A 21,747-nucleotide genomic window follows, 5' to 3' on the forward strand; every position below is an offset into this window, starting at 1 on the left:
GGGGGAAGTGTCCAGTTCTCCAATGTATGCGGACGATCACTTCACGTGCGACTGGCCTGTCCGTATCGATTAGCCGTGTTGAACACGTCCTGGGCGTACGGTCGGACGTTGTTGTACGACAGGATCGCGTTCCACCAGTCGCCCGGGATCGTCAGGTTGCGGTTGCCCTTGCAGAGGTAGATCCCGGCGGCCAGCGCGGCGTCGTGGATGTTGTGCGGGTCCTTGCGGCCGTCGAGGTCCGCGTCGGCGCCGACCTCCTGCCACGTCGTCGGGATGAACTGCATCGGCCCGATCGCCCGGTCGTAGGTGGTGTCCCCGTCGAGCTCGCCCCGGTCGGTGTCGGCGATCCGCATCCGACCACCCTGGCCGTCCAGCGGCAGGCCGATGATCTCCGGGATGGCCCGACCGTCCGGGCTCAGGCGGGCGTTGTTGGCCTGCCCGTGGCGGGACTCGACGAAGCCGATCGCGGCCAGCGTGGTCCAGCTCAGACCGCAGCTGCGGTTGGTTTCGGCGAGCACCAGCTCGGCATAGCCGTACGCCTGCATGGCGATCGGGTCGATGCCGGCCTTGGCGCCGACCTCACGGGCCCAACCGGCGAGCGCGTCGGAGGGACGCCCGGTGATCGGCACGACGCCGCCCGGAGCGGTCGGCGCGGTGGTACCCGGCATGTTCGGCGGTGTCGCACCCGGCGGCAGCGGCACCTCGGGTGGTGGGGCGGCGCCGGGCGGGGGTGCCTCGCTGGATGGCGGCAGGCCGCCCGCCCCGGGCCCGCCGGCGGTGGCGTCGGCCGCGACCGGCCGCGGTGCGCCGATGGTGGCCGGTACCACCTTCGCCCCGGCCATGACGGTCGCGGCCACCAGGGCGAGGAGGAACACCCCGGGCAGGGTCAGTCGTCCGCTCGGCCGCCGCGACCAGTCCCGGGTCGCCCGCGCCGCAGCACGCGGGCCCGGCAGGCGTACGGCGTGCGCGAACCGCGTCCGGCGTCGCCGGACGCTCGACGGCGCCGAGTCCGGTGTGGACACCGCAGCCGTACCGTCCGGCCCGCCCTCGCCGTCGACCCTGCCGGCCGGTTCGCCGTCGACCTTGGTTGCGGGCGCGTCGTCGGCCTTGGTGGTCGGTTCGCCGTCGCTGCCGGGTGCGCTGGGGGCGGCGTCTTTCCGGGCCGTGGGTCGGTCGTCGGACGCCGGGACGGCGGAGTCGCCACCTGGTGCCGCAGCTGATCCGCTGGTGGGCTCGGCCGAGCGCAGCCAGGGCCGACGAGGTCGGGGCAACCTGCTGACCGGGCCGTCCGGGGCGGCGCCGGCAAGCGGCGTGGCCGGCCGGAGTGGGCGTAGGGGTATGCGCTCTTCGCCGTCTGCCACCCGTCGAGTATCACCCATGTACCGGCGAACGTCAGGTCCGGTCGTACCCTGATGTCATGCCCCGGTACGAGTTTCGTTGCCGCGCCTGCGGCGACACCTTCGAGGTCAACCGTCCGATGGCCCGGGCCGGCGAGCCGGCGCCCTGTCCGCAGGGCCACGACGACACCGTCAAGCTGCTCTCCACGATCGCGGTCACCGGTCGCGGTGGAGGCGTTCCCGGTGGTGCGCCCGCGCCCTCCGGTGGTGGTGGCTGCTGCGGTGGTGGCTGCGGCTGTTAGGGCGGGTGCCGCACGGTCAGTTGATGGGACGGATGATGGCCGCCTTGCCCGGATGCCGGGTCCGATGGCACCTTGGGGCGGAGTCTCGGCCGACCGTTCTCACGATGCGTGACGATCTGGCTTCGTGAAGTATGAGGTCGAGGCCAGGGGGGAGGTGCCACGCATGTCGTCACGGATGCACCTCCCGGCCGGCTGGGTGACTTTCGTCTTCACCGACATCGAGGGCTCGACCCGGCTGGCGCAGTTGCTCGGCTCCGGCTACCGGCCGGTGCTGGCGGAACACCGGCGGTTGCTGCGTCGGACCATCGCCGCCACCGAGGGCGCGGAACTGCTGACCGAGGGCGACTCGTTCTTCCTGGCCTTCGACGACGCGAGTGCCGCGCTGACCGCGTGCCTGACAGCTCAGCGTGCGCTCGGCGAGCACGAGTGGCCCACCCCGGAGGCGGCGCCCCGGGTACGGATGGGCCTGCACACCGGCTGGGCCGAGCCGCGCGACGGTGAGTACGCCAGCCCGGAGGTGCATCGGGCCGCGCGGGTGGCCGCCGCCGCGCACGGTGGGCAGGTGCTCTGCTCGGCGGCGACGGCGCGGCATGCCGACCCGTTGCCGACCGGTGCGTCCCTGCTCGACCTCGGGCTGCACCGGTTGCGCGGCTTCGACGACCGGGAACGACTGTTCCAGCTCGTCGCGTCCGGATTGGAGCAGCAGTTCCCACGCCCGCGTACCGCCGACGCGGTGGCGCACAACCTGCCCGTGCAGGTCACCTCGTTCGTCGGCCGCCAGGCCGAGCGAGCCGAACTCCGGCAACTCGTCGCCCGGCACCGGCTGGTCACCGTCCTTGGTGCTGGCGGTGGCGGCAAGACCCGACTGGCCGTGGAACTCGCCACCGACCTGGTCGAGGAGCACCCGGACGGAGTCTGGTTCGTCGACATCGCCTCGGTCACCGACCCGGGGCTGGTGGCCTTCGCGATCGCCGCCGTGCTCGGGCTGCGTCCCGAGCCGGGGCGTCCGATGGTCGACACGTTGGTCGAGTACGCGGCCGCTCGCCGGATGCTGATCGTGTTGGACACCTGCGATGCCCAGCCGGCGGCCTGCGCGGACGCGGTCACCCGGCTGCTGGCCGGCGGGGGCGGGGTCCGGGTGCTGGCGACCACCCGGGAGCCGCTGGTGCTACCCGGCGAGGTGGTGTGGCGGATCCCGCCGCTGTCGGTCGATCCGCCGCCTGACGGTTCCGAGAGCGACGCGGTCGCGCTGCTGCTGGACCGCACGGCGGCGGCCCGGGGCGGCCGACAGCCGGATTCGGCCGAGTCCGCCGACCTGCGTCGGGTGGTACGGCGGCTGGACGGCCTGCCACTGGCCATAGAGTTGGCCGCCGCGCGGCTGCGGGTGCTCTCGGTCGGGCAACTCGCCGAACGCCTCGACGACGTGCTCGGCACCCTCGACGCCGGTCGGGAGGATCCGCCGCCACCACCGGTCGACGACGCGCTCACCGGGGCTCGGGGCGTCGACCCGGAGGTGACCGGCGCGAACCCGCCGGCCGCGCTGGCGCGTACGGCGATCGAACGGCACCTGACCATTCAGGCGACCGTGACCTGGTCGTACCGGACGCTCGGTCCGCGCGCCGCGCGGCTGCTGCGGTGGCTGGCGGTCTTCGCCGGGCCGGTCGATCTGGAAACGGTGGAGTGGCTGCTCGGCGACGATCCACTCGATCCGCTCTCGGTGCTGGTGGACAAGTCCCTGGTCCTGGCGGAACCGCACGCCTCGGGCTGCACCTACCGGATGCTCGATCCGATTCGGGCGTACGCGGCCCGCCGGCTGGCCGAGGCCGGCGAGGAGCAGGCGGCCAGGAACCGGCACGTGGCCTGGTCCGCGCACGCCCTGGCGCAGGCCCATCTGGGCCCGGACGGGCAACCGGTGACCCTCTCGCTGTACGCGTTGGATCCGCTCGCCGGTGAGCTGCGCGCCGCCCTGCGTTGGTGCGCCACCGGTGGCAGTGCCCGGACCGGGCTGCGGTTGGCCGGCGGGCTGGAACAGTGGTGGCGCGAGCGTGGGCTGGCGCGGGAGGGCCGGCTCTGGCTGTTCCGGCTGTACAGCCGGATCGCCGAGACCGGCGAGACGATTCCGGAAGGGGAACTGGCGGCGGCGTACCACCTGCATTCACTGCATGCCGGCGCCGACGGCGAGTACGCCGAGGAGTTGCGGTATTCGCAGCGGGCGGAGGCGGCGGCCCGGCAGGCGGGCGACGCCGGACTGCTGGCCCGGGTGCTTGCCGGGCGGGCCGCGCCGCTGGTCGACATGGGGCAGTTCGCCGAGGCCGAGCGGGTCTGCCGGGAGGTCATCGACTGGGCGTACGACCAGGGGGTCGACTCCGAGGCGCTGTTCGCCGTGTTCCGTCTCGCCGAGTTGTTGTGGTTGCGGGGGGCGTTGGACGAGGCGGCGGAGTTGCTGGGTGCGGCTCGTCCGGTCGAGGCGGCCCGGCCGGTCGAGCGGGGCCGCCGGTCGGTGGACATGCTGCTCGGCATGGTGGCGTTGGCCCGGGGTGACCTGGTGGCGGCGCACGAACACCTGCTCGCGGCGTTGCGGTCTCGGATGAACCACGGCTTCCACGGGCGTGCCTGCGACACGCTGAACGCCATCGCGGTGCGGTGTGCCGTCGGGGATGCGCCACTGACCGCGGCCCGGCTCTTCGGCGCGGCGCAGGTGACCCGGGCGAGTCTGCGGTCCACGCCGGGGATCTACGACGCCTACTGGAGGCAGCAGCAGGCGGCCCTGCGTCGGATTCTGGGTGACGCCGCCTTCGACGAGGCGTACGGCGAGGGTGCCGAGTTCGGCCTGGACGAGGCGGTCGCGCTGGCACTCGGCGTGGAGCATCCGGACCTGGCCGCCGACTCTGGCCGGTTCACGGCGCAGGCCGGTCGGCGCGCACCCCGCCAGTCGACCGCCACCGCTGACCGGCACAGCGAACACGCCTGACGGCGGTCACCTCTTCGTTCGGCCTGCTCGCGCCACAGCGGACGCCCCACCGACTGGTCGGCTGGGCGTCCGCTGTCGGCTGGTGTGCGGTCAGGTCCGGGCGTGGCGTTCGGCCTCGGTCTTCATCTTGGCGGCCCGGTCGAGGTCGGACTGCTGGACGGCGGCGACCGAGCCGAAGATGGCGACCGCCTGGTAGTAGGTCCAGGCCAGGCTGTAGCAGGCCGGCCGGACGACGGCGTTGTATGTGGCGCAGACCCGCTTCAGATCCTCGTAGAAGGCACTGTCCAGGCGCGACTTGTTGGCGCTGAACTGGCCGACCGCCTTGTAGTTGCGGTAGCCGAAGTCGTGCCGGAAGCAGGAGAGGGAGAAGCTGAACCCGAGTGGGTTGTCCGGGCTGGACGAGCAGTAGTCGGTTGACCAGTCGAAGTTGTAGTCCGCCCAGGCGGCCCGGTTCTGGCGGGCCGAGTTCCAGGCGTTGTAGCTGCTGGCGCTGGTCTGCGTCCAGCTGGACAGCACGGAGAGCTTCTGCTGCGGGGTGACGGCGGCGGCTGCGGGGGATGCGACGGCGAGCGCCGTGAGCAGCGCGAGTACGCCCGACGCGAGGAGGGTGGCGGGTCGTCTGGACACGATGGGGACCTCCGCTGGGGGTGTGCGGTGGACGGTGGTTACCGGCGAGTCACCGGCGCCATCAGTGTCGATCAATGCATTGACGAGGTGGTGTTACCTGTTGGAAATATTGATGACCTCTGCTCAAACAGACGAATGCCCCGGGAGCACGATGCTTCCGGGGCATTTGCCACGAAGGTGGCCGCCGGGCGCTAGTCGAAGAAGCGCGCCAGATGGGTGGGGGAGGGGCCCTCGTCGTCCGGCCCGAGCGGGGTCAGGTCCGCGAAGATCGAGGCGCCGTCGGTGCCGGCGTGCAGTGGGTACCAGCGCGGCGTACCCGGTGGACGCATGACGCAGACGCCCTTGATCGTCTGTACGTCCAGCAGCCGGACGTGGGTCGGATCGGCCACCGCGTTCACGTGCCCCCACCAGGGGCTCATCACGTGCAGCACGCCGCCCGGGCGGAGCACCCGGTGGCACTCGTCCAGCAGCGGCAGGAAGTCGATCAGGTGCTCCAGGATGTGCACCGCGAACAGCACGTCCACCGAGTCGTCCGCCAGCGGCAGTGAGCCGGACAGGTCGGCCACCGCGTCCACGCCGGGCGCCGGGAAGATGTCCAGCCCCAGGTTGCCCGACCACTGTTTGGTGGCGCCGCACCCGAGGTCGACCACCACCGGATCGCGTCCGCCCACCCGTACCCGGCACCAGACGCCGAAGACGCCGGCCAGTCGGCCCACCTGATCCCGGACCAGCCGTAGCTGCGCCAGGTCGTCGACCTCGCCGCTCAGATGGGCGACGCCGCGATCGAAGCGGACCTCGATCCGCAGCGGGCGGAGTCGATCGTCGTGCCGGACCTGGTCCGCCCACGCCTCGGTGAGGAATCCGTCTACCGCCCGCAGCCGCTCGGCCGAGGGCGGAGTGTGTGCCAACGCCACCATCCCGGCCACCTCCGGCCGGCCCGTTACCCGGATCTCTGACCGTTATGCGTTGCTTATCCCGAAAACTTGCATTCCGGCCGGTGAAGTCGGCCCGGCACCCGGGTTACCGAGGCCGGCAATGCCCGCAGTGGCCGTGCCCGCGCCCCGGATCACGACTCCACGATCCGCCCGGCGGTCACCCGCAAGCGGCGGTCGAGGCGTACCGCGTCGAGCATCCGCCGGTCGTGGGTCACCAGCAGCAGCGTGCCCGGGTAGCTGGCCAACGCCGCTTCCAACTGCTCGATCGCCGGCAGGTCCAGATGGTTGGTCGGCTCGTCCAACACCAGCAGGTTGACCCCGCGCCCCTGCAACAACGCCAGCGCCGCCCGGGTCCGCTCACCGGGCGACAACGTCGCGGCCGGCCGCAGCACGTGCTGCGCCCGCAGGCCGAACTTGGCCAGCAGCGTCCGTGCGTCGGCGGGTGACAGATCCGGTACGGCCACCCGGAAGGCGTCCAGCAGCGGCGCGTCCCCGAGGAACAGTCCACGGGCCTGGTCCACCTCGCCGACCACCACCCCCGGGCCGAGCGCGGCCTGGCCGGCGGCCAGCGGCAGCCGGCCGAGCAGGGCGCCCAGCAGGGTGGACTTGCCCGACCCGTTGGCCCCGGTCACCGCCACCCGGTCGGCCCAGTCGATCTGGAGATTCACCGGGCCGAGGGTGAAGTCGCCACGGCGTACCACGGCGTCACGGAGGGTGGCCACCACGGCGCCGGCGCGGGGCGCGGCGGCGATCTCCATCCGTAGCTCCCACTCCTTGCGTGGCTCCTCGACCACATCCAGCCGCTCGATCAGCCGCTCGGTCTGCCGGGCCTTCGCCGCCTGCTTCTCGGTCGACTCGGACCGGAACTTGCGGCCCACCTTGTCGTTGTCGGTGGCCTTGCGCCGGGCGTTGCGGACACCCTTCTCCATCCAGGATCGCTGGGTCCGGGCCCGTGCCTCCAGCGACGCCTTCGTGTCGGCGTACTCCTCGAAGTCGGCGCGTGCCTGGCGGCGCGCCACCTCCCGCTCCTCCAGGTACGCCGCGTAGCCCCCGCCGAACTGGTTGACCTGCTGCTGGTGCAGATCCAACTCCAGCACCCGGGTCACCGTCCGGGCCAGGAACTCCCGGTCGTGGCTGACCAGCACCGTGCCCGCCCGCAGCCCGGTGACGAACTGCTCCAGGCGGTCCAGGCCGGCCAGGTCCAGGTCGTTGGTGGGCTCATCGAGCAGGAAGACGTCGTACCGGCTGAGCAGCAGCGAGGCCAGTCCCGCCCGGGCCGCCTGGCCGCCGGAGAGGCCGGTCATCTCATGATCGAGGTCGACGGTCAGCCCCAGCTCGGCGGCCACCTCCTCGGCCCGCTCGTCCAGGTCCGCCCCGCCCAGGCCGAGCCAGCCCTCCAGGGCGCTGGCGTAGGCGTCGTCCGCGCCCGGCAGGCCGGCGGTCAGCGCCTCCGTCGCCGCGTCGAGGGCGGCCTGGGCGGCGGCCACCCCGGTGCGCCGGGCCAGGAACGCCCGTACCGTCTCGCCGGGGCGCCGCTCCGGCTCCTGCGGCAGGTGCCCGACGCTCGCGCCGGGCGGACTCACCGTGACGCTGCCGGCCTCCACCGGAAGCAACCCGGCGAGGGTACGCAGCAGCGTCGACTTGCCCGCCCCGTTCGGGCCGACCAGGCCGATCACGTCCCCCGGTGCCACCACCAGGTCCAGCCCGGCGAACAGGGTCCGGTCTCCGTGACCTGCGGCAAGGTCCTTGACGATCAGCGTGGCGCTCACAAGCAGCCGAGCCTACCTGCGGCGGCCGGGCGTACGAGGCAGACTCACGGTCGTGCAGACCACTCTCGCGATCGACTGCGGCGGCGGCGGGATCAAGGCATCCGTCCTCGACGGCGCGGGCACCATGCGGGCGCAACCGCTGCGGGTACCGACGCCGTATCCCCTGCCGCCGGAGCTGTTCGTCAAGACCCTGCTCGACCTGGGCGCCCAGCTACCCTCGGCGGACCGGGTGACGGTCGGGCTGCCGGGCATGATCCGGCACGGGGTGGTGGTGGCCACCCCGCACTACGTGACCCGCTCCGGCCCGCGCAGCCGGGTCGACCCGACGTTGCTCGCCGACTGGTCCGGGTACGACGCCCGGAGCGCCCTCGCCACCGCGTTCGGGCTGCCCACGCTGGTACTCAACGACGCCGAGGTGCACGGCGCCGGGGTGGTCGCCGGCACCGGCTGCGAACTGGTGTTGACCCTCGGCACCGGGCTGGGCAGCGCACTGTTCGACGGCGGGGTGCTCGCCCCGCACCTGGAGCTGTCGCATGCCCCGGTCCGCTGGGGCACCACCTACGACACCTATGTCGGTGAACCGGAGCGCCGCCGGCTGGGCGACGCCTTCTGGTCCCGGCGAATCCGGCAGGTGGTGGAGGGGCTGCGCCCGGTGTTCCGCTGGGACCGGCTCTACCTCGGCGGCGGCAACTCCCGACTGATCCGGCCCGAACAGCTCGCCCGGATGGGCGACGACGTGGTCGTCGTCCCCAACAGCGCCGGCATAGTAGGCGGCGTCCGCGCCTGGGACCTCGCCCCGGTGTAAGGAAGGGCACCCTGTTAACGCCTCGTGTATAGGAAGGGCCCCTGCTTAACAACCCGGCGGGGGAGCACGGCGCCGACCGGCCCGAGACGGAAAAAGCGCGCGGGAACAGTCGCGGTACGGCCGGTGTTGTGCCAGCGTCGGAGGAGTGCTGCGACACGGAGGGGGTGGGCGGAATGGATCTTCTGGCCGAGTACCGGCGGGCGACCCTGTTCTTCGAGTCGGGTGACCCGAGCGGAGCGGCGCGACTGCTCGAACCGATCGTCGAGGCCGAGCCGGACAACGCCGCCGTACGCCAGCTGCTGGCTCGGGCGTACTTCCAGTCCGCCCAGCTCGGGCGGGCCGAGGAGCAGCTGCGGGAGCTGGTCGACCGTAACCCCAGCGACCACTACGCCCACCACGTGTTGGGCCGGACGCTGGAGCGGCTGAACCGGTACGCCGACGCGCTGCGCCACCTGCGTATCGCGGCGGCCATGCACGCCGCCAACGACGACTACACGACCGCCCTGCGCCGGGTCGAAACCCGGGTCGGCGGCGGTCGCTGACGCGGCACGACGACGAAGGGCGGCCCGGTTCGGGCCGCCCTTCGTCGTCGCATCGGCCGTACCGCCCGCCTGCCTACCATGGCCGCATGGGAACCGACCGGACGGTGGACGTGGCATGAAGCTGAAGCTGGACCTGCACGACATCTTCAACAAGGGCCACGACATCGACCGGGCGCTGCGCGGGATCATGGACGAGGCGGTGGCGAAGAAGGCCACCCTGGTCGAGATCATCCCCGGCAAGGGCTCCGGCCAGCTCAAGAAGCGCGTGCTGCGCTTCCTCGACCAGAAGGACGTCAAGCAGCTCTACCACCGGGTCGAGAAGGACTCCAAGAACTTCGGCCGCCTCTTCGTCCACTTCCGCTGGAAGTAGTGACGGAAGCACCCTTGACCTGCACTTTCGGGCGCTGGCAGGGCCGCTGAACCATGATCATGCCGTCTCCAGGCCGTCAGTGGCGCTGGAGTCTGGTCCTCGCCGAGTGCCCTGTCGATGGCGCGTCTGGTGCGGTCCTCACTGGCTGGCAGCAGGTGTGTGTAGGTCCGGAGGGTGAAGCCGGGGTCGGCGTGGCCCAGGTACGCCGACAGAGCCTTGGTGCTCTCTCCGGCGTCGAGCAGTACCGAGGCGTAGGTGTGCCGGAGTACGTGCATCCCGTTGTGCCGGTCGTCGGGGATGCCGGTCGCGCGGATCGCCGGCTTCCAGACTCCGGAGTTGAACATCGAGCGCGTGAGCGCCGTCCCGGCCGGGTTCGTCAGGTACAGCTCGACGGTCCGTGGCTCGCCGGCCAGAGAGCCCCACGGCAGCGTCACCGCAACGGGTGGGCAGTCCTGAGCGTGTTTCCGGAGCCTGCCCGCGACCGAACTTGGCAGGGGACTTGCCGCCCTTGGGTGGAGCGAAGATCAGCACGCCACGAGCTTGATCTGACGGGTGACGTGTAGAACCGGCCGTGTCGGGTCGATGTCGCCGGGACTGACCGCGAAGATCTCGCCCTGCCATAGGCCACAGCCCGCGCCCAGGTCCACCGCCACCCGATACCGGAGAGGCAGGTTCTCGCGGAACGCGGCCAGGCAGTCGACGGACCACGGCACGACCTTGGTGGGGGCGGGTTTGGGGCGGCGGATGCTCTTGGCCGAGAACGGGTTGCTGACGATCTTCCGGTCATCAAACGGCCGCGTTGAAAATCATCGACACGTCCGTGAAGCGTGCCCATGGCCGGGGCCAGTGGGCGCAGACGTCAACGCATGCCAGAGCCGTTGGTACTCGGCTGGTTCGCCGATCGCCGCCCGGTGCTGCGGGTGGTCGACGTAGTGCCGGATCGTGTCGGCGAGGAACCACGGGTGGACGTTGTCGATGCGCAGCCGACGCCGGCCCAGGGGGAGGATGCCGCGACGGCGTACCAGTTCCGGTTGTGCGTAGGTCAGGGCCAGGGTGGAGGCCCCGACTGCGGGCCGGAACGGGCGGCCGGGTGCCAGGGCCTCCCACGGCACCATCAAGGAGCCGGTGATGTCGCGTTGACAGACACCGTCCGGTCGCAGCTCGAACGAAACGCCGCGCCAGCCGCTGGCAACGTGTACACCGACGCCGACGAGGAGCAGGAACGGCAACACCAGGAACAGGCCCCCGACGACTTCGCCAAGGTGGCCAGTCACCAGCAACTGCGAGGCCATGAGCGTGAGCATCACGGCGATGAGGATCTGGGACGCGCCCGGCTCAGTGGCGAACGCCCGAACCTCAGGCTTGACCAGCAAGGCCGCCGGACGCGATCGACCAAGGGCAAGCACGCCCAGCACGCCCACGAGGATGGTCGCAATGATCAGGATCAACCCCAGCCAGCCGGACAGCCGACGGCCCCAGGCCAGACCCACAGCCAGGACAAACGAAAGGCTGAGGATCAGCCGCCGGTAGCGGACTGTGACGGCGAAGAGCGAGGCCAACATGGCAGGAGCGTAGTCGACCTCATCCAGGCCGTTGGCCCCTCATTTCCGGATCTCGTCAAACAGCTGGTGGGACGCCACTGTCAAGCATCTCCCGTGACGGGACAGGGAGGACAGGTCCGCTTTGGTCGGTGATGCTTGACAGGGAGATCAATACCGCTGGAAGTAACCCCCGCCCCACCGATCACCCCGGCCCCCACCCCGCTGACCACCCTGCCCGCCCCGCCCCCAGCCCTTGTCGATCTTGCACTTCTGGTCGCCTCTTTGCGTGAATTGCACCTTTCGCGGGGACCGAAAGTGCAAGATCGGCGGGGCTGGAGGGCGGGGGGCGAGGGGCGGGGGGTGGGGTGGGTGGGTTAGAGGGGGTAGGTGCGGGCTATGGCGAGCATTTCGGAGGTGTGGGAGCCGGCCACGCCGACGTGTGGGGGGCGGGGGCGGAAGCCGGGTAGGGCGTCGAGGCCGTCGCTGGCGTCCATCGCGCGCAGCGCGACCTGCGCCGCCTTCGGTACGACGGTCAGGGTGATCTCGATGCCCTCGGGTGGCGGGGCGTGGAAGACGACTCCGAAGCCCCATCGGCCCTCGCGGTTCTCGACCGGCACCGGTCGGCCGGCCACCTGAGCGCTGCGCACAGTTGCCGTCGAGGTGTCGACGTGCAGGGTGGTCAGGCGTGCCGGGCGTTGTGGGGTGAGCCGTAGCCGCAGGGTGCGCTCGCCGGCCGTGGTGGTGTCGGCCAGCACCTCCAGCCGGGGTGCGGGCAGGGTGGCCGCCTGGGCGGGGCCGCCGAGCAACTCGCCGCGGCCGAGGCCGGGGAAGTCGTCGGCGACGGAGACCGGACCGTCGACGTACCCGGCGGTCCAGGGCTGCGGGTCGGATTCGTGGCTGAGCCAGCGGGCCTGTCCGGTGCCGGCGTCCAGCGCGTACATCAGGTGGGTGGGCGCGGGATGTGCGGCGTCGAACCGGTCGACGGAGAGCCCGACCCCGGCGAGCACCACCGCCGCCACTGCGGCGGCGCCGGCGGGCAGCGCACCGAGCCGGCGGGCCCGCAACGCCACCATGCCCCGCTGGCCGCCGGCCTGCGGATGCAGCAGGTCCACCACCGGCAGCGCGGCCAGGCCGAGCAGCACCGCGAAGAGCGCCGCGACGCCGCCCATCCCCATACCCAGCGCTGGGAAGAGCAGCACCACCGTCGGCAGCAGGATGACCACCGCCACCGCCCCGGCCAGGGTCACCGCGATCACCGGCACCGGACCGTCGACGCGGGTGGTCACCGCGACCAGGCCGGCGAGCGCGCCGGCCAGGGCCGGCAGGGTCGCCAGGTACGCCCCGCCGGGCACCAGAACCGCGAGTAGTACGCCGAGCAGCGCCAGCCAGCCCAGCCCGCCGATGGCCAGCGCGGCGGGGCCGACCCGGCGACGGGTCAGCGCGTACCAGGCGAACAGTACGGCGGCGGCGAGCGCCAGCACGGCCAGCCGGTACCAGGTGGGCCGGTACGGGTCGAGCAGTTCGGCGTAGCCGGGCCGGATGGCGGTGATCGCTGCCCAGAGCAACTGCGCGCCCAGCGGGGCGAGGACGATCGGCAGCAGCGCCAACCCGAATCCGGCGGCCAGCCGGCCACCGGTGACCCGGCCCCGGCGTCGGGCCATCCAGCCGAGGGCGATCACCCCGGCCAGCGCGAGCAGGGCCAGCGGCAGCACCAGCGGGCCCGGGTAGCGGGCCAGGCCACCGGGGACCGGGAAGTAGGTGGCGTCGTGTCCGGCGTCCAGGTCGTCCAGGTCGATCCGGCCGAACTCGCGGGCCAGACCGAGCGCGTTGTCGCCGTGGTGCTGGAGGCTGGCCCGGTCCATCGAGTCGGGGGTGTCCAGCGGGGTGTGGTAGATCGCGCCGCCGTCGAGGTAGGCCGAGTTCAGCCCGACGAACCCCTGGTCGAGGAAGGCGGTGAAGTCGGTGTCGTTGGGCAGCGCGCGGTAGACCTCCACGGCGAACGACGTGCCCACCGGGTGTGGCGCGGCCCGACCGAACACGTCGACCAGCGCCGCGTTCTCCGGCGAGGTCTCGAACATGATCACCGGTCCGGTGCGGCCCCGGGCCTCCAGGTTGAGCACCACGCCCTTACCGGCGGCCAGCGGATGGTCGGCGGCGAACGCCGAGGCTCCGCAGAGGCACGCCTCCTCGGCGTCGGTGAGGACGAACACCACGTCGTTGCGGGGCGTCGGGCCGTTGGTCAGCGCCCGGGCCACCTCCAGGATGGTGGCGACGCCCGCACCGTCGTCGTTGCCGCCCGGCCCGGTCTGCACCGCGTCGTAGTGGGCGACCAGGAACACCGTGCCGGTCGGGTCGGCGCCGGCCAGCCGGGCCACCACGTTGCGTACCCGGGCCAGGGTGGCGCCACCCGCCGCCCCGCTGAGCTGACCGGCCTCCTCGGCGATCGTGTCCTGCACCTCGGTTTCCAGGCCCAGCCCGCGCAACTCGGCCTCCAGGTGGTCGCGGACCGCGTCGTTGGCCGGGCTGCCCGCGACGTGCGGCTGGCCGGCGATGATCGGCACATGCGCGTACGCCCGGTCGGCGCTGAATTCCCCGACCGGCGCGTCGGTCGACCTTGGCGCCGGGGGACGGATGTCGAGCAGCGCGAGTGTGCCGACGGCTACGAGCGCGACCACGGCCGCCAGCGCGGCGATCAGGCGGCGGCGCGGTCGGGAGAGGGCACGATCGGCGGCGGGGCTGGGGGGTGCGCCCACGGAAGGCTCCTCGGGGGGTGGGACCTGGGGTGCACATCATCCTCCACGTCACCCCAGGGCGCCCCGTCGTGTTGTGTGCGAACGTTGTCTAATACAGGATCAGCAGGGCACTCGGAAGGAGCCCGACATCACCAGCGATCTCCCGCCCGTCGCGGCGGTGACCCGGCCGCACCGGGGGACCGGCACGACCGGTCCCTCCGTCGTGTCGTGGCCGTACCCGCAGGGGGGCCTGGGCGGTAATCCGAATCTGCCGCCGGGGGAGCGGCTGCGGGTGCTGCTGGTCGAGGACGACGAGGGTGACGCCTTCCTCGTCGGTGAGCTGCTGGCCGAGACGAACTCGGGAATCGATCTGCTGGTCGCCACCAGCCTCAGCGAGGCCCGCCAGCGGATGGTGGGCGTGGACTGCGTACTGCTGGACCTGGGCCTGCCCGACGCGCAGGGGCTGGACGGTCTGCGGTGGGTCCTGGAGATGTCCGGCAGCGCCGCCGTCTGCGTGCTGACCGGCCGTTCCGACGAGCACCTGGGCATCGTCGCGGTCGCTGAGGGTGCGCAGGACTATCTGGTCAAGGGCCAGGTCGACGGGGTGTTGCTGACCCGGGCGCTGCGCTACGCGGTGGAGCGCAAGCGCGCCGACGAGAACGCCCGCCGGCTGCGCGAGGTGGAGTTGCGGCAGGCCGAGTCGGCCCGGCTGGAACGCGGCCTGCTGCCCCAGCCGCTGATGTCGACCGACGTGATCGCCGTGCACACGTTCTACCGGCCGGGCCGGCATGCCGCCCTGATCGGTGGCGACTTCTTCGACGTGGTGCAGACCCGTCCCGATCGGGTCGATCTGATCGTCGGTGACGTGTGCGGGCACGGGGTGGACGAGGCGGCGCTCGGGGTCGAGCTTCGGGTGGCCTGGCGGGCGTTGGTCCTGGCCGGGGTGCCGGACGACGAGGTGCTGCCCGCGCTGGAGCAGGTGCTGATGAGCGAGCGGCGCCTTCAGGAGATCTTCGCTACGGTCGCTACGGCCCGGCTCGACCTCGGCGCCAACCGGGCGACCGTACGGCTGGCCGGCCATCCGCCGCCGGTCCTGCTCGCCGGAGGGCGGGTGGCGCCGGTGCCGGCCCCCGGCGGCCTGCTGCTCGGCGTACGGCCACGCCGCCCGGTCGCGTTCGATCTGGAGTTCGACACCGATGACTGGTCTCTGCTGATGTACACCGATGGTCTGATCGAGGGCCGGGTGGGCGACGGCGACGAGCGTCTCGACGTACCCGGCCTGACCCGGTTGCTTGAGGAGCCGGACAGCCGCAGCGTCGCGCTGCCCGAACTGCCGGCCTGGCTGGTCGGGCGGGCCGAGCAGCTCAACGGCGGCCCGTTCGCCGACGACGTGGCGATGTTGCTGGTCACCCGGGGCGGTGGCCGATGAGCCTCGGGCTCGGCCGGTGGACGCTGCGCCACCGGGTGTTGGCGCTGCTCGGTGTGGTCGGCGTGATGCTGTTCAGCGTCGCCGTGGCCGAGGCGATCGTGGCCACCAAGAACCGCGACTACACCGACGTGCTGCTCACCGAGGTCGGCCCGCTGCGGGTGCAGGGCCAGGAGATGCTCAACGCGCTGCTCGACCAGGAGACCGGGGTCCGGGGGTACGCGGTGACCGCCGACCCGGAGGATCTCGCCCCGTACGAGCAGGGCCTGGCCCGGGAGCGGACGACCGCGCAGGAGATCCGGCTGCTGTCCGCCAAGTACCCCGCCGTCGAGGCGGATCTGCTGGTGGTCGAGCAGTTGGCGGACGAGTGGCGGCGCAGCGTCGCCCAGCCGGTGATCGACACGACCAGGACCAGCGGCACCGCCGCCGGTCAGGCGCTGCTGACCGACGAGACTCGACAGCGTTTCGATGAGGTGCGCGGCGCGGTCGCCGCCCTCCAGGACGAGATCTTCACCGCGCGGGAGGCCACCGCCCGGAACGTGGAGCGGACCGGCAACCTGCTGGTCGTCCTGCTCATCGTCGCCGGGCTGGTGGTGGCGTTGGCCGGCATCGCCCTGCTGCTCGCGCTGGACCGGATGGTGCTGCGCCCGTTGACCGCCCTGGCCGGGCAGGTGCGGGAGGTCGTCACGGGTGACTACGCGCACCGGATCGTCGGCGCCGGGCCTCCGGAGTTCCAACGCCTCGGTACGGACGTGGACGCCATGCGCCAGCGGATCGCGGCGGACCTCGCCGAGGTACGCGAGGCGCGGGAGCGGATCGAGTGGGTCAACACCCAGTTGCAGAAGCAGGCTGAGGAGCTGACCCGGTCCAACCGTGACCTGGAGCAGTTCGCCTACGTCGCCTCACACGACCTGCAGGAGCCGCTGCGCAAGGTGGCCAGCTTCTGCCAGTTGCTGCAACGCCGGTACGCGGGCCGGCTCGACGAGCGGGCCGACCAGTACATCGCGTTCGCGGTGGACGGCGCGCAGCGGATGCAGCGGTTGATCAACGACCTGTTGGCGTTCTCCAGGATCGGTCGGCTCACCGCCGGCTTCACCGATGTCGACCTGAATCAGTTGATGGGTGAGGTGGCCGCGCAGACCGAGCCGGCCCGCCAGTACGCCGACGCGGAACTGACCTGGGGCGACCTGCCGGTGATCCGGGGCGAGGAACCGCTGCTGACCAACCTGCTGGTGAACCTGGTCAGCAACTCGGTCAAGTTCCGCCGGCCCGACGTGGCGCCGAAGGTGCATGTCTCGGCCCGCCTGGTCGGCGACGAGTGGGAGATCACCTGTCAGGACAACGGCATCGGGATCGAGCCGGAGTTCGCCGACAAGATTTTCGTGATCTTCCAGCGGTTGCACGCGAAGGACGCGTACCCGGGGACCGGCATCGGGCTGGCCATCGTCAAGAAGATCGTGGAATACCACGGTGGCCGGGTCTGGGTGGACACGGACGTACCGGAGGGGACCGCGATCCGGTTCGCCCTGCCCGCCCTTCCCCGCGACGTCGAGGCCGCTGGTGGGGCTGGCGCGCCGGAGGCGGACGCGGCCAGCCCGGCCGGGTCACCGGCCGGGGACGAGCGGCCCACCGGTGACGGTACGGTCAGCGCGGGGGCCGACGCCGATTCGACGGTCCGGCCGCCGGCCGATGACCGGGCCGCTGACGCCGGCACGGCGCAGCGGACCGGGGTGGCTCGCCAGGGCGGCGGGGCACCCGGGGATCCTGGAAAGTCGGGCAGCGGTGACACAGGCGGAATGAAGGAGGCGGTGGGATGACCGCGCCGGCGGACGGCAACAGCCCGATCGAGGTGCTGCTCGTCGAGGACGATCCGGGTGACGTGCTGATGACCCGGGAGGCGTTCGAGGAGCACAAGCTGCGCAACCGGCTCAACGTCGTCTCCGACGGTGCCGAGGCGCTGGCCTACCTGCGCCGCGAGGGCGAGTACGCGGACGCGGTGCTGCCCGATCTGATCCTGCTCGACCTGAACCTGCCCCGCCGGGACGGCCGGGAGGTGCTGGAGGAGATCAAGAAGGACGAGCAGCTCTGCCGCATTCCGGTGGTGGTGCTGACCACGTCCCAAGCCGACGAGGACATCCTGCGCAGCTACCAGCTGCACGCGAACGCGTACGTGACCAAGCCGGTCGACTTCGAGCGGTTCATCGCGGTGGTCCGGCAGATCGACGAGTTCTTCGTCAGCGTGGTGAAGCTGCCGCCGCGTGGCTGACACCCTGCTCGACGACGTCGCCGGACTGCTGCGGGAGACCGCCGACCGGGTCGTACTGCCGTTCTTCCGTCACCTCGGGGCCGCCGACGTGACCGAAAAGGCGCCCGGTGAGCTGGTCACCGTCGCCGACCGCCGCGCCGAGGAGGCGATCACGGCCGGGCTGCACCGGCTGCGGCCGGGTTCGGTGGTCATCGGCGAGGAGGCGGTGTCCGAGGATCCGGGCCTGCTGCGCCACCTACGATCCGCCGGAGACGTGTGGCTGGTCGACCCGATCGACGGCACCGCCAACTTCGTGGCCGGTCGTCGCCCCTTCGCGTTGATGATCTCCCTGCTCTCCGGCGGTGAGCCGGTAGCCGGCTGGATCTTCGACCCGCTGGCGGACACCCTGGCGACCGGCTGGCTGGAGACCGGTAGCTACCTCAACGGCCGTTCGCTGCGCCTGCCGGCCGAGGCACCGCCCATCGGCGAGCTGCGGGGCGCCGCGATGACGAAGTTCCTGCCGCCCTCGTTGCGGCGGACGGCCGAGTCCGGCGGCGCGCGAATCGGGAAACTGCTGCCCGGCCAGCACTGCGCCGGCCGCGAATATCTCGACCTGCTCACCGGTGACCAGCAGTTCGTGCTCTTCTGGCGCACCCTGCCCTGGGACCACGGCCCCGGCACCCTGCTGGTGCGGGCCGCTGGTGGAGTGGCCCGGCGCTTCGACGGCACCGACTACCACCCGGCCGACACCGACCACGGCCTCCTGGTAGCCATCAACGACCAGATCTGGCACCAAGTCCACACCACCCTCCTCCCCACCTAACCCCCCCCGCCCTCCACCTCCCGCCCCAGCCTGGCCGCCCCCAGCCTGGCCGCCCCCAGCGTGGCCCGAGCCCCGCCGAGGGCACGGCCCGCCGCGAAAGCCGCCATCAGTGTTGCCCGCGAGTCGGTTCGCGGCACCCCGTACCCCCAGCACCGACCCCCCACCCCCACCCCACCCCCGCCGGCCGCTCACCAACGCCGCACCGCCGCGTTGATCAAGAGCTTTCGGTCGGCCTCAGCTCAGATCCCGACCAAAACCTCTTGATCACCCGCCTTGGGCCGGGCGCGGGCCCGGCGGGGCCCGGACCAGCGCGGTGCGGTCGGGCCCGGACCAGCGCGGTGCGGTCGGGCCCGGACCAGCGCGGTGCGGTCGGGCCCGGACCAGCGCGGTGCGGTCGGGCCCGGACCAGCGCGGTGCGGTCGGGCCCGGACCCTGGGTCTGGGCGTGGGCCGGGGTCTGGGCATGGGGCGGGGTGGGGTGGGGGGTGGGCGGAGGGTTAGGTGGGGGTTGCGGTGGGTTGAGGATTGACGGGGTGTGGGGGCTGGGGGAGTGGTCGGGGGCGTTGGTTCCGGTATCCTGACCGGCGGTCTACCGCCAGCAGGCCGCCGACCGGCGCCGGCGGGGGCCGCCGCCGCGAAGTGATCTCACCGGGGGTCGGCGGCCGACGAAAGGATGCTTTCGTGCGCAGGTCCATGCCCGTCCGGCGGCGCGTTCACCGGCCGCTGATCGCCCTGCTCGCCGCTGCGGCGCTGCTGCTCGGCGTCGGTGCCGTGCCGGCGTACGCCGAGCCCAACGAGGGGGGCAGCAAGAAGCTGCGAGACGCCCTGGAGGCCACCGCCAAGGCGCACATCGAGGCCAAGCGCAAGCTCGACGGCTCCAAGAAGCGGCAGAAGGCGATGGCCAAGGAGTTGTCCGAGATGGAGGGGCGGCTGGACGAGCTGAGCCTGATGGTCGGTGAGGTGGCCGCGCAGTCCTACCGGATCGGTCGGCTGAGCGCCGCCGCCGCGTTGCTGGACAGCGGCACCCCGGAGGCGTTCGTGCAGCGGGCCGCCAACCTCGACATGATGGCCCAACGGGACGGGCGTCGGGTGCGCGAGTTGACCGAGGCCCGCGAGCAGGCCCGGCAGGCCAAGCTCGCGATCAACGCCGAGGTACGCGAGCAGACCAAGCAACTGGCCGTGATGGCGAAGAAGAAGAAGGAGGCCGAGACGGCCCTGGCCGCGGTCAGCTCCGGCAGCAGCGGCGGGTTCAGCGGCGGCAGTTCCACCTCGGCGCGGCCGGCACCGCGCAACTCCGACGGCTCCTGGCCCGGCGAGTCGTGCTCGGTGAACGACCCGACCACCTCCGGCTGCATCACCGCACGCACCCTGCACATGCTCAATCAGACCAAGGCCGCCGGTTACAAGCGGCACACCTCCTGCTACCGCAGCGGCGGATCGGGCGAGCACCCGAAGGGCCGGGCCTGCGACTTCTCCGCGGCCACCAACGGGTTCGAGAACCGCACGGCGACCGGCGGCGACAAGGCGTACGGGGACAGCCTGGCCGCCTGGCACGTACGCAACGCGGACCGGCTCGGGGTGCTGTACGTGATCTGGTACCGGCAGATCTGGCACCCGGGTACCGGCTGGCGGGCGTACGGCGGCAGCGGCAGTCCGGCAGCCGATCACACGAACCACGTTCACACCTCGATGTACTGACTCGTGCCCGTCGACCGTTGCGTACCATCGCCACGATGAACTCTCCATCGCCTGACCTCGTGGAGCCGGCGGCGCCGGCCGAGTCGGCGGCCCCACGGGCGCTGCCCAACGGGCTCGCCGCGTTCCTGGTCTTCTACTCCAGCGGTGCCGTCCTGGTGCTGGAGACCGCCGCACTGCGCCTGGTCGGGCCGTACGTCGGGGTCACCCTGCAGGTGACCAGCTCGGTCATCGGCATCGCGCTGGCCGCCATCGCGTACGGTGCGTGGGCCGGTGGCTGGCTGGCCGACCGGCGCAACCCGCGTACGCTGCTCGCGCCCGCGCTGGTGCTCTCCGGCATCGCCACCGCGATCACCCTGCCCGCCGTGCGGTACGCGGGCGAGGTGCTGCGCGGCGGGGCGACCAGCGGCATCCTGTTGCTGGTCGCGGTCGCCGTGTTCGCGCCCGCGATGCTGCTCTCCGCGGTCAGCCCGCTGGTGATCAAGCTTCAGCTCGCCGACCTGCGTCGCACCGGCCAGGTGGTCGGCCGGCTCTCCGGCATCGGCACGCTGGGCGCGGTCACGGCCACCCTGGTCACCGGCTTCGTGCTGGTGGCCGCCCTGCCCAGCACGGTCATCCTGTTCGGCCTGGCGGCCTCGCTCGGCATCACCGGGATCGCCCTCGGCGTCTACCTGCACCGGCAGGACCGGGCCGCGCTGCCGGGCCCGGCGCGGCTCAAGGCCGCGCTGGCGGTGCTCGGCCTGGCCGGCGCCGGGCTGACCATGGTCGCGCCGAACCCGTGCGACGTGGAGACGGCGTACCACTGCGCCCGGGTCGAGACCGACCCTGGCCGGGAGACCGGGCGGGCGCTGCTGCTCAACTCGGCCCAGCACTCGTACGTGGATCTCGCCGACCCGACTCACCTTGAGTACGCGTACACCCGGTGGATCGGGGCGGTGGCAAACGTCATCGCCCCGCCCCAGCAGCGGCTGGACGCGCTGCACCTGGGCGGCGGCGGTTTCACCATGCCGCGCTACCTGACCGCCACCCGGCCCGGCACCGACAACCTGGTCTTCGAGATCGACGGCGGGCTGGTCGACCTGGGTGAGCAGCGGCTCGGCGTACGCCAGGGGCCGGACCTGCGGGCGGTGGTGGGCGACGCACGGCTGTTGGTGGCCAACGAGGCGACCGACAGCCGGGACTTCGTGGTCGGTGACGCGTTCGGGCACCTGGTGGTGCCCTGGCACCTGGCCACCCGGGAGATGGCGGCCGACATCCGACGGGTCACCCGGCCCGCCGGAGTGTACGTGCAGAATGTGATCGACTACCCGCCGCTACGGTTCATCCGTAGCGAGGTGGCCACTGTTGCCGCCGAATTCCAGCACGTGGCGTTGATCGCGCCGCCCGAGGCGCTGGCCGGTGAGCGTGGGGCGAACTTCCTCATCGTGGCCTCCGACGCGCCGCTGCCGCTGGCGGCCGTGCGGGCCGAACTGGACGCCGGCAACGAGCCGGTCAGCCTGCTCAGCGGCGGTGATCTGACCGACTTCGTCGGCGAGGCGCTGGTGCTGACCGACGATTACGCTCCGGTGGACCAACTGCTCGCCACCGCCTGATCGGGTGAAATCGCTGACCGAATCCGACCAGAAAGG

The 21,747-nt window shown here is 72.1% G+C and carries 18 protein-coding genes; 11 read left to right on the forward strand and 7 right to left on the reverse strand.

The features are described from left to right. Positions 1-41 precede the first annotated feature (41 nt). The gene (locus tag E0H26_RS07030) at positions 42-1,361 is read right to left on the reverse strand and encodes a lytic transglycosylase domain-containing protein (RefSeq protein WP_131302305.1); all 1,320 of its coding nucleotides are present in this window, start codon (positions 1,359-1,361) and stop codon (positions 42-44) included. Between the two features lie 56 nt (positions 1,362-1,417). On the opposite strand from E0H26_RS07030, the gene E0H26_RS07035 reads away from it, so the two are divergent. Together E0H26_RS07035 and E0H26_RS07040 are read left to right on the forward strand one after the other, a co-directional pair. Continuing rightward, positions 1,418-1,639 carry an FmdB family zinc ribbon protein gene (locus E0H26_RS07035; protein WP_131302308.1) on the forward strand — a complete coding sequence of 74 codons (222 nt, stop codon included), beginning with the start codon at positions 1,418-1,420 and terminating at the stop codon, positions 1,637-1,639. Between the two features lie 163 nt (positions 1,640-1,802). Then, a complete protein-coding gene (locus tag E0H26_RS07040) occupies positions 1,803-4,610 on the forward strand; it encodes an ATP-binding protein (protein WP_131302311.1) in 2,808 nt (935 codons plus the stop codon). Between the two features lie 90 nt (positions 4,611-4,700). On the opposite strand, the gene E0H26_RS07045 is transcribed toward E0H26_RS07040, so the two are convergent. The 3 genes from E0H26_RS07045 to E0H26_RS07055 form a co-directional block, all read right to left on the reverse strand. Then, on the reverse strand, positions 4,701-5,237 hold the full coding sequence (locus E0H26_RS07045) for a phospholipase (protein ID WP_131302314.1): 537 nt from the start codon (positions 5,235-5,237) through the stop codon (positions 4,701-4,703). Between the two features lie 191 nt (positions 5,238-5,428). Further along, positions 5,429-6,154 (reverse strand): methyltransferase domain-containing protein, encoded by a 726-nt coding sequence (locus E0H26_RS07050; protein ID WP_131302317.1) that lies wholly within the window; start codon positions 6,152-6,154, stop codon positions 5,429-5,431. A 149-nt stretch (positions 6,155-6,303) separates the two neighbouring features. Further along, complete coding sequence (locus E0H26_RS07055; protein WP_131302321.1) at positions 6,304-7,941, reverse strand: ABC-F family ATP-binding cassette domain-containing protein; 1,638 nt, start codon at positions 7,939-7,941, stop codon at positions 6,304-6,306. Positions 7,942-7,993: 52 nt separating this feature from the next. On the opposite strand from E0H26_RS07055, the gene E0H26_RS07060 reads away from it, so the two are divergent. The 3 genes from E0H26_RS07060 (at position 7,994) to E0H26_RS07070 (ending at position 9,658) form a co-directional block, all read left to right on the forward strand. Beyond that, entirely contained in the window at positions 7,994-8,746 is a 753-nt protein-coding gene (locus E0H26_RS07060) for an ROK family protein (RefSeq protein WP_131302325.1), read from the forward strand. A gap of 173 nt (positions 8,747-8,919) precedes the next feature. Next, positions 8,920-9,288: a tetratricopeptide repeat protein gene (locus tag E0H26_RS07065; RefSeq protein WP_131302328.1), complete on the forward strand. Its 369-nt coding sequence runs from the start codon at positions 8,920-8,922 to the stop codon at positions 9,286-9,288. 115 nt (positions 9,289-9,403) lie between these two features. Further along, positions 9,404-9,658, forward strand: a complete 255-nt coding sequence (locus E0H26_RS07070; RefSeq protein ID WP_013736060.1) for a Smr/MutS family protein — start codon at positions 9,404-9,406, stop codon at positions 9,656-9,658. Here the strand turns inward: E0H26_RS07070 and E0H26_RS07075 are convergent. The 3 genes from E0H26_RS07075 to E0H26_RS07085 all read right to left on the reverse strand — a co-directional run bounded on the left by E0H26_RS07075 (position 9,592) and on the right by E0H26_RS07085 (position 13,952). Then, on the reverse strand, positions 9,592-10,002 hold the full coding sequence (locus E0H26_RS07075; protein WP_165521777.1) for a tyrosine-type recombinase/integrase: 411 nt from the start codon (positions 10,000-10,002) through the stop codon (positions 9,592-9,594). The genes E0H26_RS07070 and E0H26_RS07075 overlap by 67 nt on opposite strands. Before the next feature lie 462 nt (positions 10,003-10,464). Then, positions 10,465-11,220 (reverse strand): HAD family hydrolase, encoded by a 756-nt coding sequence (locus E0H26_RS07080; protein ID WP_131302334.1) that lies wholly within the window; start codon positions 11,218-11,220, stop codon positions 10,465-10,467. A 353-nt stretch (positions 11,221-11,573) separates the two neighbouring features. Continuing rightward, positions 11,574-13,952: a M28 family peptidase gene (locus E0H26_RS07085; protein ID WP_131302337.1), complete on the reverse strand. Its 2,379-nt coding sequence runs from the start codon at positions 13,950-13,952 to the stop codon at positions 11,574-11,576. Between the two features lie 202 nt (positions 13,953-14,154). On the opposite strand from E0H26_RS07085, the gene E0H26_RS07090 reads away from it, so the two are divergent. From E0H26_RS07090 to E0H26_RS07115, 6 genes are all read left to right on the forward strand, one after another. After that, positions 14,155-15,360 (forward strand): PP2C family protein-serine/threonine phosphatase, encoded by a 1,206-nt coding sequence (locus E0H26_RS07090; protein WP_131302339.1) that lies wholly within the window; start codon positions 14,155-14,157, stop codon positions 15,358-15,360. After that, on the forward strand, positions 15,357-17,174 hold the full coding sequence (locus E0H26_RS07095) for a sensor histidine kinase (protein ID WP_131302342.1): 1,818 nt from the start codon (positions 15,357-15,359) through the stop codon (positions 17,172-17,174). Before E0H26_RS07090 ends, E0H26_RS07095 begins: the two co-directional genes overlap by 4 nt. Further along, positions 17,171-17,623 carry a response regulator gene (locus E0H26_RS07100; protein WP_131302345.1) on the forward strand — a complete coding sequence of 151 codons (453 nt, stop codon included), beginning with the start codon at positions 17,171-17,173 and terminating at the stop codon, positions 17,621-17,623. Before E0H26_RS07095 ends, E0H26_RS07100 begins: the two co-directional genes overlap by 4 nt. Then, on the forward strand, positions 17,616-18,425 hold the full coding sequence (locus tag E0H26_RS07105; protein WP_131302348.1) for an inositol monophosphatase family protein: 810 nt from the start codon (positions 17,616-17,618) through the stop codon (positions 18,423-18,425). The genes E0H26_RS07100 and E0H26_RS07105 overlap by 8 nt, the downstream gene beginning before the upstream one ends. 692 nt (positions 18,426-19,117) lie before the next feature. Then, entirely contained in the window at positions 19,118-20,122 is a 1,005-nt protein-coding gene (locus tag E0H26_RS07110; RefSeq protein WP_131302635.1) for a coiled-coil domain-containing protein, read from the forward strand. Positions 20,123-20,157: 35 nt separating this feature from the next. After that, entirely contained in the window at positions 20,158-21,711 is a 1,554-nt protein-coding gene (locus E0H26_RS07115; protein WP_131302351.1) for a fused MFS/spermidine synthase, read from the forward strand. Positions 21,712-21,747: the final 36 nt, after the last annotated feature.

The organism is Micromonospora zingiberis (assembly GCF_004331455.1).
Taxonomy (GTDB): domain Bacteria; phylum Actinomycetota; class Actinomycetes; order Mycobacteriales; family Micromonosporaceae; genus Micromonospora; species Micromonospora zingiberis.

Coding starts and splice junctions, on each gene's coding strand:
- E0H26_RS07035 (WP_131302308.1), top strand. CDS start 1,418: ATGCCCCGGTACGAGTTTCGTTGCCGCGCCTGCGGCGACACCTTCGAG.
- E0H26_RS07040 (WP_131302311.1), top strand. CDS start 1,803: ATGTCGTCACGGATGCACCTCCCGGCCGGCTGGGTGACTTTCGTCTTC.
- E0H26_RS07050 (WP_131302317.1), bottom strand. CDS start 6,154: ATGGTGGCGTTGGCACACACTCCGCCCTCGGCCGAGCGGCTGCGGGCG.
- E0H26_RS07065 (WP_131302328.1), top strand. CDS start 8,920: ATGGATCTTCTGGCCGAGTACCGGCGGGCGACCCTGTTCTTCGAGTCG.
- E0H26_RS07070 (WP_013736060.1), top strand. CDS start 9,404: ATGAAGCTGAAGCTGGACCTGCACGACATCTTCAACAAGGGCCACGAC.
- E0H26_RS07075 (WP_165521777.1), bottom strand. CDS start 10,002: ATGTTCAACTCCGGAGTCTGGAAGCCGGCGATCCGCGCGACCGGCATC.
- E0H26_RS07080 (WP_131302334.1), bottom strand. CDS start 11,220: ATGTTGGCCTCGCTCTTCGCCGTCACAGTCCGCTACCGGCGGCTGATC.
- E0H26_RS07095 (WP_131302342.1), top strand. CDS start 15,357: ATGAGCCTCGGGCTCGGCCGGTGGACGCTGCGCCACCGGGTGTTGGCG.
- E0H26_RS07100 (WP_131302345.1), top strand. CDS start 17,171: ATGACCGCGCCGGCGGACGGCAACAGCCCGATCGAGGTGCTGCTCGTC.
- E0H26_RS07110 (WP_131302635.1), top strand. CDS start 19,118: ATGCCCGTCCGGCGGCGCGTTCACCGGCCGCTGATCGCCCTGCTCGCC.
- E0H26_RS07115 (WP_131302351.1), top strand. CDS start 20,158: ATGAACTCTCCATCGCCTGACCTCGTGGAGCCGGCGGCGCCGGCCGAG.